Consider the following 15,723-nt stretch of genomic DNA (forward strand, 5'->3'; position numbering starts at 1 on the left):
CTCCGAGAAACAACGAACGCAGGAAGCTATGAGCCAGGCGACCTACGAGCCGAGTTGGGCGATCATCAGCTTCTTGACCGCCTTGATCGTCTCTTCGTGGGCCTGCTCGGGCGTCCACGTGCCCTTCGACAGGTTGGTCAGGCCCAGCAGGAACGGCGCGTTCCATTTGAACGGGGCGTTGCCTGGCCAGGCCAGCTGCGCCGATGCCTGCTCGGCCAGCGTCGCCGCGAGCGGGAAGCCCGCGGCCACCTCCGGGTCCTTGCTGACCGACAGGCGGCTCGACGGCAGCACCTGACCGGCCCTACCGAGCACCATCTGCTTCTGAAACTCCGTCCCGGTGGTGTATTTGACGAAGCTCAGTGCGGCGTCGCGGTTTCGGGTGAACTTGTTGATGCCCAGGCCCTCGGCCACGATGACGCTGCCGCTCGTGCCGGCCGTGATGCCCGGCATCACGCTGACGCCGACCTCAGCCTTGGTGATTACCGACTTCTTGGCCGGGTCGGTGCTGCCGGCTGTGCTGCCGAAGCCGGTGGTGGCGGCCTGGCTGGCGGCCAGGTTCTGGTTGAACAGCAACGAGGTGTCCTGGTCGCCTACTGCGTTGGCGCCGGCCAGCCCGAAGAACTTCGACTGGAAGCCGCGGCCGATCGCCTGCCAGGCGGCGAGGCCCTTGTCGTTGTCGAAGAGCAGCTGGCTCTTGTCGTCGCTGAACAGTTGGCCCTTGGTGGAGTTGAAGAACGCGATCCAGAACGGGACGCCGTTGTTGTTCCACGGGATCACGCAGGGCTCGCGGTTGCCGACCGTCAGCTTGGGCGCGTACCCGTACAGGTCGTCCCACGTTCCCGGGATCTTCTCCGGCAGTGCCGCCGCGGACCAGTCGGACTTGTTGTAGAAGAAGAGCAGCATGTCGGCGAAGAGTGGTGCGGCGAGCAGCGCACCGCCCTTGGTGAGCTGGCCGAGCGCGGCCGGAACGTAGTCGCTGGTGTCGCCGAGCATGTCCTTGAGCGGAAGGTAGAGCTTGTCGCCGAAGTTGGAGATGAAGTCGACGCCGCCGTAGAGCACGTCGTAGCTCGCGTCCTTGGAGACGATCCACGAGGCGTAGCTGGTGGCCCGTTCCGCAAAGGGAATCACCTGGGCGTTGACCGTGGCGCCGGTGACCTGGCCCCATTGCTTGCCGGCCTCCGTGCACGCCTGCACGCTGGATGGGTTGCAGGCGACGTTGATCGTGACCCCGGGGAACTTTCCGTCGCCCTTGCTCGTCGGAGTGGGTGCCGGGTCGTCGGTGCAGGCGGAGAGGATCGGTGTGGCCGCCGCGACGGCGAAGGCGCTTCGCAGCAGCGTACGCCGGGAGGTACTGCGGGATGCAAATTGATTCATGAGTTGTGTCCCTTCAGCCCTTGAGGTAGCCCTCACTCAAGCCGGATCTGATCCGGCGGTGGAAGAGGATCACCAGAACGATCACGGGTAGCACGGCGACGATGCCCGCCGCCGCCTGGTAGGTGTAGGGAGGTTCGCCACTGATTCCCGACGGCGAGTTGATGTAGCCGATCCTGCGCGTGACCGTCACCGCGCCCTGGTTGCCCAGCACAACCGCGAACAGGAACTCGTTCCAGACGCTGATGAGCAGCAGAATTGCCGTGGCGGCCAGGCCGGCCGAAGCCGACGGGATGGTCACCCGGAACAGGGTGCCCAACCTGGTGCATCCATCCATCCGCGCCGAGGCCTCCAGCGCCGGTGGGACACTTGCGAAGATGTTGCGCAGCAACCAGATCGTCAGTGGCAACGAGAAGGCGACGTGGGCCACAATCAACCCGATCACCGAGTCGTTGAGGTTGAGCGCGTTGAAGATGAACAGCAGCGGAATGAGCAGGACGATGGCCGGCACGGTGTAGGCGAACATGAGCACCGCGATCGCGGCGCCCTTACCGGGCAGGTCGAGCCGGGCCAGCGGGTACGCGGCGAGTGCGGCGACCAGGAGCGTCAGCAGCGTCGACCCGACCGTGATCTGCAGGCTCACCCAGATCGAGGAGAGCCACTTGTCGTTGGTGAGGATGTCGACGTACTGGGAGAAGTCCAGCCGCGCGGTCAGGTCCAGCGGCACCGAGGTGACAGCGGACTCCGGCTGCAAGCTGGCCAGCACGATCCACAGGGTCGGGCCGATCGACCAGACGAGGAGCGCGCCGATCGCCACCGTCGAACCGACGCGGCGTACGGCGGGTGGCAGGGTCCACCGACGCCGCTTGCGCGAGTCCTCGGGCCACTCCTGCGGCGACTGATCTGCCCGCGCCGCGCTGTCGAGCCGCAACCGTCCGGCCGGCTCGTCGGCGGGGTTCTTCGCCTGGCGGCGGCGGAGGAGTCCGCCCGAACGCAGGTAGAGTGTCGCACCGCTCGCGGCGACGATGATCGCCATGAGGAACAGGGCCAGCATCGCCGAGTAGCCGAGACTGAGGTTGTCGAAGGCGGCGGTGAAGATGTAGTAGGTGATGGTCGTCGTCTCGAAGCCGGGGCCACCACGGGTGAGCTGGAAGAGCAGGTCGAAGACCTGCAGCGAGACGATGATCTGCAGGATCGTGGCGATCAGCAGGGTGGGCCCGATGCTGGGTAGCGTGATCGATCGGAAGGCCTGCCACGGCGTCGCACCGTCCATCCGGGCCGCGCGGTAGAGCTGGTTGGGAACCGCCTTGAGCGCGGACAGGATGATGAGGGCCAGCAGGGGCACCGATCGCCACGCCGTGGCGATCATCGCGAGCACCAGCGCGGTGGTCGGTTCCTGCAGCCAGGGCACCGCACCCTCGGTGAGGCCGAGTCCGTTGCTGACCTGGGTCGCCAGCCCGAAGCTGGGCTGGAAGATGAAGCGCCAGAAGAACCCTGTCACGATCGGGGCGATCGCCCATGGCAGCAACAACGCGACGGCGAGCGGCGTCTCGAACCGCGACCGCCTGTTCATCAGCAGTGCGGTGGCGAGTGCCAACGGGATGGTGAGCACGGTGGTGCCGACCGCGAACCAGAGGGTGCGCGGAATGGAGTCGACGAAGAATGAGTCGTTGAACATCCGGGTGATGTTGTCCAGGCCCAGGAACCTCGTCGGTCCGTCCTGAAGCAGTTCGATCCGGTAGAGGCTCATCACGAAGACTGCCGCGATCGGTGGGAGCACGATCACGCCGATGAACACGGCTGCGGGTACGAACAGCAATAGGGCGAAGCGGCGGTCGCTGAGCCGGTCCACCCGGCGGGAGATCCGGCGCGACACGCTCCCGCGTGCCGGTACCGCTTCTGTCGTCATCGATCCTCCCGCAGGCCTGTCGTCACGGCGTTGTGCGGGAAGTCTGCGATGCAGGACGCCACCATGTCAACAGATGGAACGTGCATTTCAACTGCCGTAACGTTTGGCAGACGGCGCGATGTCAGGTCGGTAACGTCGGCCCGGCGATCGTTTCGGCTGATGACACTGTTGAGTTCAAGTCCACAACAAGGGAGACAGGGATGAGGATCCTGCAGATCGGCGCCGGCTCCATGGGCACCCGGCGCCTTCGTGACCTACGCGCGTGTGAGGGCGTCGAGGTGACCCTGTTCGACCAGCGGGCCGACCGGCGGGCTGCCGCGGCGAGCCGGTTCGGCGTCGCCACCACGGCCTCGCTCGACGAGGCGATGGCGACCGAGCCGGACGCACTGGTCATCTCGACCCCGCCCGACCAGCACACCGACTATGTGCGACTGGCGCTGGACACCGGCCGGCACTTCTTCTGCGAAGCCGACATCTGGGCCTTCGATCCCCGGGCGGTGGCAGCGGCGAACGCTCGACGGCCGGCGGGCGGACTGGTCGCGGCCCCCTCCTGCACCTTGTACTTCCACCCCTTCGTCCAGGAACTGCGCCGCGTGGTCCGGGAGGAACTGGGCACCCTGCACGCCTACGGCTACGTGCTCTCGGTCAACGCGCCGAGCTGGCATCCGGGCGAGGGCGCCGAATATTACGCCCGTCACCGTGCCACCGCGCCGGCCCGGGAGATGGTGCCGCTCGAGCTCATCGCGCTCGACCACATCTTCGGCACGCCGGTGGCGGCCTCGGGGCGCGTGGTCCGGCGCGGCGGCCTCGACCTACCAGGTGCCGACAGCTGGTCGCTGCAGATGGAGTTGGCGTCCGGCGCCACCGGGCAGCTGACGGTGGTCATGGCGAGCCCGCAGACAGCTCGCCAGGGCTGGGCGATCGGCGACCGCGGCTTCATCCGGTTCGACCTGCTGACCGGCACCCTGGAGCGCGCGCTGCCGGACCTCGGCGACGGGTACTCCCGGGTCCTGTGTGACTGGCAGCAGGAGTACGAGCCGATGTACGCCAAGGAGATCTCCGCCTTCCTCGCGGCGGTCCGCGGCGAGGCCGCCTGGCCCTACTCTTACGACAGTGCCGCGGTCGTGTGCGGCACCTTGGCAGCGGCGGAGCTCAGCATGCTCACCGGCCGGACCGAGACGGTCGACCCGGACCGCCAGCCCGCCGCCCTGCCCGACGCGTACGCCGTGTCCAGCACACCCTGACGATCAGTGGTCACCGTGTTGCGAAGATCGGCATAGCAGCCCTGCACCACGGTGACCACGGTGACCACGGTCGAGCCAACGGTCAGGTCAGGCGGGTGAAGCCGGTGTGCGCCACCGGTCCGCGCAGGGCGGCCTGCACCGATCCGGCGTCCTGGGCCGCGCGGATCTCGGCGAAGACGGTGCGCACCGCGGCCAGATACTCCTCAACATGCTCGTCCTGGTGCGCGAAGGACGGATAGAACGAACCACCGGCGAGGAACCCCTGGTCGAGCATCAGCTGGGTGAAGAGGGTCACGCTGGGCTGCGGCTGTTCCACGAAACGCAGGTGGCTCAGCGGCGCGATGCCGTGGATCCGCACCGCCAGCCCCACCTCCTCGGCCGCAGCCCGCCAGCCGGCCTGCACGGCCGCGCCGACCGCCGTCAGGCGCGTTCCCACCGAGTTGTCCCGGTGCCGGCGTAGGGTGGCGAGCGCCGCCGCCGGCCCGATCCGCTCGGTCCAGTAGGTGCTGCTGACGAAGGAGCGCTGTGCGTGTTCCAGCACAGCCGCGCGCCCCAGCACGGCCGCCATCGGATAGCCGTTGCCGATGGCCTTGGCGAAGACCGCCACATCGGGTTCGACACCCAGCTCGAGATGAATGCCGCCGGTGTTGACGCGCAGGCCAGAGGTCACCTCGTCGAAGATGAGGACGGCACCCGCACGGCGGGCCAGCTCCACCACGCCCGGCAAAAACCCCGGCTCAGGATCATGCTCGCGGATGGGCTCCATCACGACCGCGGCGAGCTGATGCTCGGCGATGATCGCCTCGAGCTCGTCCAACCTGTTGTACCGGAACCCGAATGCGGTGCCGGCGAGCTGGGCCGGGACGCCGCTGGGATCCAGGCCCGGCAGCAGATGCCCGTCGAGGCTCGACGGGCCGGCGAGGTTCGCGGCCAGATACCAATCGTGCCAGCCGTGGTAGCCGCAGAATGCCACCGTCGACCGTCCGGTGGCGGCCCGGGCCAACCGGACCGCGATGGTGAGCGCCTCACCCCCGCTGCGCGCGTAGCGGACCATGTCGGCCCACGGATGCAGCTCACAGAGCAGTTCGGCGAGCTCCAGCTCCTCGATGCAGTTCAGTGTGCTCATGGATCCGTTGGCGATGACATCGCGGACGGCGGAGTCCACCTCGTCGTCGGCGAAGCCGAGCACACAAGTGCCGATACCGCTGGTACTCATGTCGACGTACCTGTGACCGTCGAGATCCCAGGTATACACGCCCTTGGCGCGCGAATAGTGCCGCGGCCACTGACCCGGCGCAAACTGTTCCGGCCGCTTGGAGAGCAGCTGCGCGCCACCAGGGATCCGCGCGAGTACTCGCCGTTCACGCTCAACTGACTCGTTCGTCATCGCCCCACGGTACGGCGGTATTTCATTCCGCGAAAGTTCTGTTTCACTAGATGCGAACGTCCACGCTCCGCCAACCCCCTCCGTCGCATGCGGCCACGACCGCGTCGGCGACCCGCAGCGCCCGGAGCCCGTCCTCGACACTCACCAACGGGACCGCGACACCACGGGCCACGTCCAGAAAGTGGCTGAGCTGGCGGCCGAACGCGACATCGCGCTCCTCGGAACAGTCGTAGGAACGGGTGAGGGCGTCAGCGTGGGCCCGCACCGTGACGCGACCCCGGGCGAGGTCGGCCCGCAGTGTGCCCCGGTCTCCGACCACGTCGAGCCGGCGGCCCTGCCCCTCCTGCACGTAGTCCAGATGGAACGTTCCGGTCACACCGGAGTCGAAGGCGACGACCCCGTTGATGACGTTGGGATCCTGACGCAGCGGGAGGTCACCGGCGAGGCGGGCGACCGCAGCGACCTCGGCCACTGGGCCCAGCAGCCACTGCAGGTAGTCCCACTCATGGCTGTAGTCGTACGGCAGCCGGTAACGGTCCGTTTCGGAGAACCGGTTGCGGGCCACCCTAAGCGTCTCGTACGCGCCGAGGTTGACGTGCACCGAGACCGGCGTGCCCACGGCTCCGTCGGCGAGCAGCTCCCGCACCCGTCGCAGCACCGCGTAGTGGCGCAGCACGTAACCCACCAGCACCCGCGCGCCGCTCTGCGCCGCCACCCGGGCCAGTTCCTCGGCCGCGGCGACGCTATCGGCGACCGGTTTCTCCACCAGCACCGTGATCCCCCGCCGGCAGGCCTCGATCGCCTGCGGCGCGTGCAGGGCGTCGGGGGTGGCCACCACCAGCGCGTCCGGCGCCGCGTCGAGCAGCTCCTCGAACGAGGAGACGATCGTCAGGGTCGCCTCGACCGCCGGTGGCAGCTGCAAACCGTGCGGCGCCGCGTCGAAGGCCGCGACGCGGACCCCGGGCGACTCCGCCAGCAGCCGGGCATGGCGCAGCCCGATGGAGCCCAACCCGCAAACGCCGACCCGAAGCCGCTCCGGAGCACCACTCTTGTCAGGGATGGCGTTCATGGCAGCAGCCCCGGCGGCAGTTGGCCGCGGTCGAAGGCGTCGAGGGCCGCCGCCAGGTGGCGGTCCGCGTCGCTCAGTGCGACGCTGCCGTGACCCGGGAAGAGAGCGCCGGGTCCGGTCGCCGCCACCGCAGCGATGCTGTCGCGCAGCGCGCCGACGTCGGTTTCGGTGGTGCCTAGCACGGCGACCCTCCCACGGGCGAAGACGAGATCGCCGGTGAAGACAGCGCGGGCACCGTCCACATCGACGAGATAGCAGGCATGCCCCACCGCGTGACCGGGTGTGGGCATGCAGCGTACGGTTGCGGCCCCAATGGTGAACGTCTCATCCCCGAGTCGCCGGTGCACCTCGGTCGGCGTCAGCGACAGCGCGGCCGGGTAGACGCCGGCGGAGCGCGCGAGCGCCAGGCCGGTAGCGACCTCATCGGCATCGATGAGCATCCGGGCCACCTCAGGCGAAGTCCAGATCTCGGCACCCAGCAGCCGCGCGAGAGCATCCGCGCCGGCGGCATGGTCAGCGTGGCCGTGGGTCACCAGGATGTGCGTCACGGGTGGCACCTGCGCGGCCTCGATCCGGGCCGCGATCCCCGCCGTGTCGAGCCCGGACCCCGCGTCGATGAGGAAGGACGCCGTGCCGCCCTCGACCAGGTAGACATGGCCGTCGTGCCGGTCAGAGAGCGAATAGCCGAGCCAGCCGCTCCCCACCAGGTGCACATGTTCCGACAGTCGCATCGCCGCACCCTAACCAGTGGCCAGGTGGTTTGACCAGTCGCCCGTTCGTCCGTACGTCGCCGAGGAACAGCGCCGGCGGGAACAGGCCCCCGCGACGACGCCGCGCCCGCTACCCCGATCCCGAGCGGGTCCTCGGCGCCCTCCAGGTCTCGAGAGCGCCTGACCCCCGGCGTTATGGGCGGCGCAGTACAGCGGGCACACCGTCCTGCGGTTGCACCGCGATGGCGCGATCAGCACCGATGTGCTGCACCGCATCCAGCGCGAGTTCGACCTCCAACACGCACTGCTGTGGGCGACCCCTGAGGGAGATCAGGCGGCGTCGCGCGGCCGGGTCAACCGGAGGTGAACAGGCCGCGATGGCGTTCCGCTGTTTCCAGGCGGCACCAGACCGGGATCTCGTCGACCGGGGCCGGGACCTCCACCTCGCTGGCGCCGTCGAGCACCTGATGGGTCCGCAGGTCCAGCCAGCGTCCCGGCGGCAGGTAGGCCGGCCGGGTCGTCGCGCCCTCCGCGACCACCGGGGCTACCAGTAGGTCGTCGCCGAGCAGGTAGTCGTACGGGTGCTGCCACGCGCGGGGGTCGTCCGGCGCGACCAGGCACACCGACCGCAGCAGCGGCCAGCCGGTCTCGATCGTCCGGGCCGCCGAGGACGCGAGGTAGGGCACCAGCCGCTCACGCAGGTGCGCGTACCGGCGGAACACCGACAGCACCCGGGGGTCGCCGGTCTGTGCGGCGATGTTCCATGGGGTGCGGTCGCGGGACGGGGTGCGGTGGTGGTTGTACTCCGAGTGGTACTGCATGATCGGCAGGAGCGCCGACATCGCCGTGGCCCGCAGGTACAGCTCGGCGGAGGGGGCCGGTCCGGAGAATCCGGCCAGATCCCAGCCCCAGTAGACGATCCCGCACGCCGCCGCGGTGAGGCCGGCCCGCAGCGAGGACCGCATCGCCTCCCACGTGGAGTCCTCGTCGCCCGCCCAGAACAAGCCGTGCGCCTGTGAGCCGGTGAAGCCGGCCCGGCTGAACGTGACCGGTGCCTTGCCGCACGAGCGCAGCACGGAACCGTACGCCGCGGCGTAGTGCACGGGGAAGCGGTTGTTGCCGGTGGCGCCGACCGAGCCGTCGGCGTAGCGCAGGTCGTGGCCCCATGCGTGTTCGCCGCCGTCGGTCTTGAACCCGTCGACCCCGACGTCTTCCACGAGGTAGCGCCGCTTCGCCAGCCACCAGTCGCGCGCCTCGGGGTTCGTGAGATCCGGCATGAGGGCCGTGGGGAACCACCAGCCGCGGTTGCGGTACGGCCTGCCGTCGCCCTCGCGCACCCCGTAGCCGCGGGCGACCATCGTGGCGGCGTCGGCGGCGCTCTGGCCGGTCGGGTGGGGGCGCATCTTCTGCAGGGGGATCTGCCACAGCACGACCTTGACGCCGTCGGCGTGCAGGTCGTCGACCATGCTCTTCGGGTCGGGCCAGGCGCCGTCCGGCGGGAAGGTGAAGTCGGCCAGGCGATGCGGGCGGCCGTCGTCGTGGACCTGGTACTGCGCGTCACGGAACGCCACGAACGTCGACTCGTCGCTCCAGGCCTCGACGACCACGACCCCGACCGGGATGTCGTGCTTGCGGTGCAGCGCCATCTCGGTGGTGACCCGCTCCTGGGTGTTCCACTCGTTGCCGCTGGCCCACAGCCGGAACACCCATTCCGGCATGGGTTCGGGCCGGCCGACCTCGCCGAGCCACACGGCAAGGACGTCGCCGGGAGAGCCGTCGTAGAAGCGCACGTCGAGGTGTCCCCCGGTGACGTCCGCCTCAATCCACAGCAGGTCGCCGACGTCGTACCAGGTCCGCTCGGCCGTGTCGACGTAAAACGCCCAGCCGTCGCCGCCGAGAACGTGCGCGAACGGCATCGGCAGGTACGTGCGCCCGGCCGAGCCCTGGCCCTTGTACTGCTCGAACACGGTCGCGTCGAGGGTGTGCCCGCGCTGGTCGAGCCGGTCGAAGCGTTCCCCGAACCCCACGACGTGCTCGTCGGCGGCGAGGCGCAGCGCGAACCGTACCCGGTGGACCTGGTCGGGGTCCACGAGCCAGGACGTGGTGCCGGGCTCGAGGCGGCTCGTTCCGTGGGTGGTGAGGGTGCCGCCGGTCGGCGACCAGGCCACCGCCTGGACGTCGAACCAGCGGGTGCGGCGGGTGCGGGTGCCGTCGGTGGCGACGAACCGGTACCGGACCGGGCGGCCGGCGGGCAGCGGCGGGCTGTCGGCGGCCCAGCGGACGCTGCGGCCCCGCTGCCCGGCCGCTGCCGTGGCGAGGTGCCCCTCTGCCCCAGCCGTCGGCCCGGTCGCGGCGCCCTCGCGGCGCAGGTCGAAGGCGCCGCCGTCCCACTCGCAGCGCACGGCGGTGACGGACGCGGCGGCCGCGACGCCGAGGTTCACCGGCTCGCCCGCGAGGGGACGCACCGGCAGGCGCTGGTCGATGGACGGCTGGTACGCGTGGCCGGAGCCGAAGGGCCGGTGCCGGATCACAGCGTCACCCCCAGTTCTGCGGCGAGGGACAGGTAGGCGGCGTGCGACCACAGCAGCGGGGTCGCGACCGGACCCCACCGTTCCAGCCACTCCTGGCGCTGCTGCGGGTGCAGCAGCCGGTCGCTGACCTGTTCCGGCAGGTCGCCGTTGTCCGCGGCGGTGCCGGCGATCCAGGCGAGCTGACGGCGGGCGTCGCCGGGGCGGCCGAGCCGGAGGTACGACTGCCCGAGCAGGCCCGCGAGGACCGGCCACCGCCCGCCGCCGTAGAACACGTCGGCCCGGAACCGGTGCACGCCGCCATCGTCGAGGAGGTCGCGTTCCACGGCGGCGACCGTGCGCCGCGCCGTGGCATCGTCCGCGAGGCGGAACGGGGCGACGGCGGCGAGGAGGCTGCCGTCGACGGCGTCGGAGCCGAGCCACTTGCGCAGCCGCCCGTCCACGCTGCCGTCCGCGGCGCTGACCGCGGCGATCGCGTCGGCGGTGGACGATGCGGTACCGGCGTCACCGTCGGCGAGCAGGCCGGTGCGCAGCGCCGCGCGCAGTCCTGCCTCGACCGATGCGAGCGTAGCGACGTGGACCTGCTCGGCGTGCTCCTCCCACCAGTCGTAGCAGGGCAGCCGCCACGCGGCGCAGAGGTAGCGCACGGTGAGCGTGACCGCCCCTGCGAACGCGTGGTCGGTGCTGCCGTCGAGGTGTCGCTGCAACGCCCACAGCCAGGTGCCGTAGCCGTCGAGCTGGAAGTCCCACCAGGACTCGGACCCGTCGGCGCCGTCGAGCGTGTAGCGGGTGGGCAGGAAACTCGCCTGGTCGATCTCCTCGCCGGCGGTGAGGGCCGCGACGACGGCCTCGATCCGCTCCGCGCGGTCGGTCAGCACCCGGGCCGTCCACTCGTGGAAGGCCCGTGCCCCGTCGGCGATGCCGTGTGCCCGCATGCTCTCGGCGACGAACGCGCCGTCGCGCAGCCACGCGTAGCCGTACACCGCGAAGCTCGAACAGGCCGGGTAGGCGCCGCTCGGCGCCTGCTCGCGGGTGATCACCTTGATGCTGTGCTCGATCAGGTCGCGCATCTGCTGTTCCTTACGTTGCTGGGTTCGTCGTGACGCCGGGCTACAGCAGTGCGGTGACCTGCTTGGCCGCGTCGTCGAGGATCTTCTGCGGGTCCTCGCCGCCGGCCGCCTTGGTCAGGGCGTTGTTGACGATGTCCTGCATCTGCTGTTCCTTGGCGATGACCGGCAGCAGGGACTGCTTGCCCAGCGCGTCCATGACGGCCTTGCGGTTCGCCGGCGGTGTCTTGCTCAGGTAGCCGGACAGCTTCGAAGCGTCCGCGAGCGGCGGCAGCTCCCACGACGAGTTGATCCGCGCGGTCACCGTCTGCTCGGAGGTGGTGAGGTAGTTCAGCCAGCGGAACGCGGCGTCCTTGTGGCTGCTGGCCGCCGACACCGCCACGGCGTTCTGGAACACGGCGCTGGCCTTCTGCGCATCGCCGGGCTCGACGACGACGTCCCAGCCGAACGGTACGTCCTTGAGTGTGTCGAACTGCCAGTTGCCGTTGTGCCACATCGCGAGCTTGCCGGACTTGAACAGGTTGGTGTCGAAGTCGGGGGTGTTGCCGATCTCGGTCAGCGTCGGCATCGTGGTGCCGGACTTGCCGATAAGCCATTTCGCCGCGGCGACACCCTGCGGGCTGTTGAACGTGGCGGACTTGCCGTCGGGGCTGAGGAACGTGCCGCCGGCCTGGTTCACCGCCTTGTAGAACTCGTAGAAGCTGACCGGCTGGAAGTCGCCGTAGACGCCCTTGGCCTTGTTCGTGAGCTTCTGCGCGGCGGCTGCCTCGTCCGACCACTTCCAGTCGGACGTGGGGTAGGCCACGCCGGCGGCGTCGAACAGCGCCTTGTTGTAGATGAGCACGACGGTCGAGAAGGACTCGGGGAGTGCGTACTGCTTGCCGCCGTGCTTGAAGGCGTCGAGCGCGGCCGGTGAGAGCACCGACGGCTGCCACGCCTTGTCGTTGGCCGCCGGGCCGGCAAGATCGGCGAGGGAGCCGGCCTGGGCGTAGGTGACGAAGTTCTGGTAGTCCAGCTCGAAGGCGTCGGCGACGGTGCCGCCGGCGATCGAGGTCTGCAATTGGGTGAAGTAGTCCTTGTACGGCGCGGTCTGCACGGAGATCTTGACGTCCGGGTTGGCCTTCTCGAACGCGGCGACGATGCCGTTGAGGTCGTCCAGGTGGTCGGGCGCGGCGGAGAACGTCAGGTAGCGCACTGTGGTGACGCCCCCCTCGGAGGTGTCCTTGGTGGCGGAGCCCTTGGAGCATCCGGCCAGGACGAGAGCGGCGACGGTGATCAGAGCGGCGGCGGCCCGGTGTAACCGGAGCCGGGGACGAGCGGACATGGTGGGCCTCACAATCGGGGGTGTCTGGTTACTTGAGTCCGGCCTGGGCGACGCTCTGCACGATGTGCTTCTGCGCCACGGCGTACAGGGCGAGGATGGGAACGATGCTGACCACCGAACCGGCCATGATGGCGTTCCACTGGACGGTGTATTCGCCGCTGAGGCTGGCCAGGCCCAGCGGCAGGGTCATGAACTCGCGGGAGCGGATGACCACGAGCGGCCACAGGAACGCGTTCCAGCTGGACATGAACGCGAACAGGCCGTAGGTCACCAGGGCGGGGCGGATCAGCGGGAGCGTGATCCGCAGGAAGATGCGGATGTGCCCGGCGCCGTCGACGAACGCAGCCTCGTCGAGTTCCTTCGGCAGCACGGCGACGGACTGGCGCAGCAGGAAGACGCCGAACGCGGAGGCGGTCGTCGGCACGATGAGCGAGGCGTAGGTGTCGATCAGGTCGAACGCGCGCATCTCGATGAACAGCGGCACGACGAGCACCTGCATGGGGATCATCAGCGTCGCGAGGTACGCGACGAAGACGGCGTTCTTGCCGGGGAAGTCGAGCCGCGCGAAGGCGTAGGCCGCCGTGGAGCTGGTGATGAGCAGCAGCGCGGTGGAGACCAGGGCCAGCACGAGGCTGTTCACCGTGATCCGCCAGAACGGCAGGACCTCGAAGAGGGTGCGGTACCCGTCGAGGCCGGCCTTCTCGGGGATCAGGCGGGGCGTGGTGAGCACGTCACCGCCGGCGGTGATCGAGGTGACGAAGGTCCAGACGAACGGGAAGATCATGAGCAGCGCGCCGACGGCGAGCACCGCGATGAGCAGCCGCCTAGACATAGGTCACCCACCTGCGCTGCAGGCGCTGCTGGACCACGGTGACCAGCAGGATCAGCGCGAACAGCAGCAGGCTCAGGGCCGACGCGCCACCGGCGTCGCCGTAGCGGAACGTCAGGTCGTAGATCTCCTGGACCAGCGGCCGGGACGCGCCGGCGGGCCCGCCGCCGGTCATGACGTAGATCTGGTCGAAGACCTGGAATCCGCTGATCAGCGAGATCACCACCACGAAGTAGCTGGACGGGGTCAGCAGCGGGAACGTGACCCGCCAGAAGCTCTGCCATGCCGACGCGCCGTCGAGGCGGGCGGCCTCGAGGTACTCCTCTGGGATGCTCTGCAGACCGGCCAGCAGGATCACCATGACGAACCCGGCGTCCTTCCAGACCGACGCGACGACCGCGGACGGGATGGCCCATCCTGACGACGCCCACCACCCCGGGCCCGCGATGCCGACCGACTCCAGGGCGTGGTTGACCAGACCGTTGGCGGGGTTGAGCAGCCACTTCCAGGTCAGGGCGACGACCACCCAGCTGGTGACGACCGGCAGGAAGTACATCGAGCGCAGCAGGCTCCGCCCGGGGAACCGCCGGTTGAGTCCGACGGCGAGCGCCAGTCCCAGCAGGTAGACCAGCGGCAGGTACAGCGCCAGGAAGTACAGCGTGTGCAGCAGCGCGTCGCGGGTCTCCGCGTCGCCGAGCAGGCGGGTGAAGTTGTCCAGGCCCGTCCACCGCATCGGCGACTGCAGGTTCCAGCTGTGCAGGCTGATCCACGCCGCGCCGAGCATCGGCGCGATCGTGAACAGCAGCAGCGGCACGGCACTCGGCAGCAGGAAAAGCGCAACGATGCCGAACTTGCGCACACCGCGCGGGCCGACCATCAGTCCACCGTCCCGTCGGCGCCCTCGACGCTGCCATGCAGGCGGGCGACAACGAGGTTCGCCTGTTCGCCACCGAACCCGTCGAGGTCGAACGGCGCGGCGAGCACCAGCGCCGCCGCGCCCTGCGCCCAGCTGCTGTCGTCCCAGGTGTGCAGGACCACGGCGATGCCGTCACCGCCGCGGACCTGGCGGCGGGCGAACTCGGCGCGGAACGCGACGTCCCAGTGGATCCAGTGCGCCACGCCCTCGCCGGAGATGACGATCCGGTCCGGGTCGAACATGTTCGCGGCGCCGGCGACCGCCCGGCCGAGCAGCCGCCCGGCGTCGGCGAAGATCTCGGCCGCGAGCCGGTCGCCGCGATCGGCGGCCGTGACGAGCGCGGCGAACCCCTGCCGCGGACCGATCACGCCGCGCTCGCAGGCGATGCGCTCCAGTGCCGGCTCGCCGAGCCACGCCTCCAGGCAGCCGTGCCGCCCGCACTGACACGGCGGGCCCTGCTCGTCCATCGGCACGTGCCCGAACTCGCCCGCGCCGCCTCTGCCGCCCCGGTACACCGAGCGGTCGGCGACGATACCCATGCCGATGCCGCGACCGATGGTCAGCACGAGGAAGTCGTCGGCCTCGCGGCCGTGACCGTAGAGCACCTCGGCGACGGCGAGGGCGTTGACGTCGTTCTCGACCACGACGGGCAACCCGAGCACGCCGCGCAGGTGCCGGCCGACCGGCAGCCGGCGCCACTGCAGGACGTCAGCGTCGACGGTGCCCTTGTCCGGGCGGGCCACGACGCCGGGCACCGCCACCCCGACGCCCAGCAGCTTCGGCAGGCCGGGGTCACTGTGCGTGTGGGCTGCCAGCTCGGCGGCCAGCCTGGGCAGCGCGTCGGGGGCCATCGCGTCGAACGCCAGCGTGGTGCTGCTGAGCATCTGCCCGTCGAGGCGGACGTTGACGATCGCGAGGTGGTCGGCCGCGACCTTGACCCCGAGCGCCCGGCCGGCCCCGCCGACGAGGCCGATGAGCGATCCGGGCCGCCCGCCGCTGGACGGCGCCTGCGCGACCTCCTCGACCATCCGCTGCTCCAGCAGCCGCCGCATGATCTGCGACACGGCCGTGGGGCTGAGCCCGAGCTCACGCGCGATGTCCGCGCGCGACGTCGGCCCGCGGCTCCCCAGGAGCGCGAGCACCGCCGACCGGGAGAGATCCCTGCCTGCCCCATGCTTCGCCAACGGCACTTCGTCCACCCACTTCATTAAGTTGCGATACAAAGTCGCACGCCGAACCTCCAACGTCAAGGACACGTTTCGGTAACCGGCGAGCCTGCGGGGCCGGGTCATCGCCTTGTGACCCGACTCGACTCCGATCGCCTCCGACAGGTGCGACGACCGCCGCCGGCGGGTACGACCGGGGCATC

12 protein-coding genes are annotated in these 15,723 nt (G+C 69.9%); 1 reads left to right on the forward strand and 11 read right to left on the reverse strand.

All coding sequences use genetic code 11. The annotated features are described in order from the left end of the window. Positions 1 to 42: 42 nt before the first annotated feature. Together ACQEVZ_RS02150 and ACQEVZ_RS02155 are read right to left on the reverse strand one after the other, a co-directional pair. Positions 43 to 1,374, reverse strand: a complete 1,332-nt coding sequence (locus tag ACQEVZ_RS02150; RefSeq protein ID WP_433360493.1) for a sugar ABC transporter substrate-binding protein — start codon at positions 1,372 to 1,374, stop codon at positions 43 to 45. A gap of 13 nt (positions 1,375 to 1,387) precedes the next feature. Further along, positions 1,388 to 3,280: an ABC transporter permease subunit gene (locus ACQEVZ_RS02155; protein ID WP_433360496.1), complete on the reverse strand. Its 1,893-nt coding sequence runs from the start codon at positions 3,278 to 3,280 to the stop codon at positions 1,388 to 1,390. Positions 3,281 to 3,480: 200 nt separating this feature from the next. Here ACQEVZ_RS02155 and ACQEVZ_RS02160 point away from each other — a divergent pair, with 200 nt between their 5' ends. Next, positions 3,481 to 4,524, forward strand: coding sequence for a Gfo/Idh/MocA family protein (locus ACQEVZ_RS02160; RefSeq protein WP_433360499.1), 1,044 nt, complete (start codon positions 3,481 to 3,483; stop codon positions 4,522 to 4,524). An 82-nt stretch (positions 4,525 to 4,606) separates the two neighbouring features. Here the strand turns inward: ACQEVZ_RS02160 and ACQEVZ_RS02165 are convergent, their stop codons facing one another. From ACQEVZ_RS02165 to ACQEVZ_RS02205, 9 genes are all read right to left on the reverse strand, one after another. Continuing rightward, positions 4,607 to 5,911 (reverse strand): aminotransferase class III-fold pyridoxal phosphate-dependent enzyme, encoded by a 1,305-nt coding sequence (locus tag ACQEVZ_RS02165; RefSeq protein WP_433360504.1) that lies wholly within the window; start codon positions 5,909 to 5,911, stop codon positions 4,607 to 4,609. Positions 5,912 to 5,957: 46 nt separating this feature from the next. Beyond that, positions 5,958 to 6,980 carry a Gfo/Idh/MocA family protein gene (locus ACQEVZ_RS02170; RefSeq protein ID WP_344505334.1) on the reverse strand — a complete coding sequence of 341 codons (1,023 nt, stop codon included), beginning with the start codon at positions 6,978 to 6,980 and terminating at the stop codon, positions 5,958 to 5,960. Then, positions 6,977 to 7,711 (reverse strand): MBL fold metallo-hydrolase, encoded by a 735-nt coding sequence (locus ACQEVZ_RS02175; RefSeq protein WP_433360508.1) that lies wholly within the window; start codon positions 7,709 to 7,711, stop codon positions 6,977 to 6,979. Before ACQEVZ_RS02175 ends, ACQEVZ_RS02170 begins: the two co-directional genes overlap by 4 nt. Positions 7,712 to 8,043: 332 nt before the next feature. Further along, the gene (locus ACQEVZ_RS02180) at positions 8,044 to 10,221 is read right to left on the reverse strand and encodes a TIM-barrel domain-containing protein (protein ID WP_433360511.1); all 2,178 of its coding nucleotides are present in this window, start codon (positions 10,219 to 10,221) and stop codon (positions 8,044 to 8,046) included. Then, on the reverse strand, positions 10,218 to 11,288 hold the full coding sequence (locus ACQEVZ_RS02185) for a glycoside hydrolase family 15 protein (RefSeq protein ID WP_433360514.1): 1,071 nt from the start codon (positions 11,286 to 11,288) through the stop codon (positions 10,218 to 10,220). The genes ACQEVZ_RS02180 and ACQEVZ_RS02185 overlap by 4 nt, the downstream gene beginning before the upstream one ends. Positions 11,289 to 11,328: 40 nt before the next feature. After that, complete coding sequence (locus ACQEVZ_RS02190; protein WP_363405466.1) at positions 11,329 to 12,609, reverse strand: ABC transporter substrate-binding protein; 1,281 nt, start codon at positions 12,607 to 12,609, stop codon at positions 11,329 to 11,331. A 28-nt stretch (positions 12,610 to 12,637) separates the two neighbouring features. Next, positions 12,638 to 13,441, reverse strand: coding sequence for a carbohydrate ABC transporter permease (locus ACQEVZ_RS02195; protein ID WP_433360517.1), 804 nt, complete (start codon positions 13,439 to 13,441; stop codon positions 12,638 to 12,640). Further along, positions 13,434 to 14,315 (reverse strand): carbohydrate ABC transporter permease, encoded by an 882-nt coding sequence (locus tag ACQEVZ_RS02200; RefSeq protein ID WP_344505344.1) that lies wholly within the window; start codon positions 14,313 to 14,315, stop codon positions 13,434 to 13,436. The genes ACQEVZ_RS02195 and ACQEVZ_RS02200 overlap by 8 nt, the downstream gene beginning before the upstream one ends. Continuing rightward, positions 14,315 to 15,646, reverse strand: coding sequence for an ROK family protein (locus ACQEVZ_RS02205; protein WP_433376580.1), 1,332 nt, complete (start codon positions 15,644 to 15,646; stop codon positions 14,315 to 14,317). The genes ACQEVZ_RS02200 and ACQEVZ_RS02205 overlap by 1 nt, the downstream gene beginning before the upstream one ends. Between the last annotated feature and the right edge of the window lie 77 nt (positions 15,647 to 15,723).

The organism is Dactylosporangium sp. CA-152071 (genome assembly GCF_050936335.1).
In the GTDB taxonomy this organism is placed as follows: domain Bacteria; phylum Actinomycetota; class Actinomycetes; order Mycobacteriales; family Micromonosporaceae; genus Dactylosporangium; species Dactylosporangium maewongense.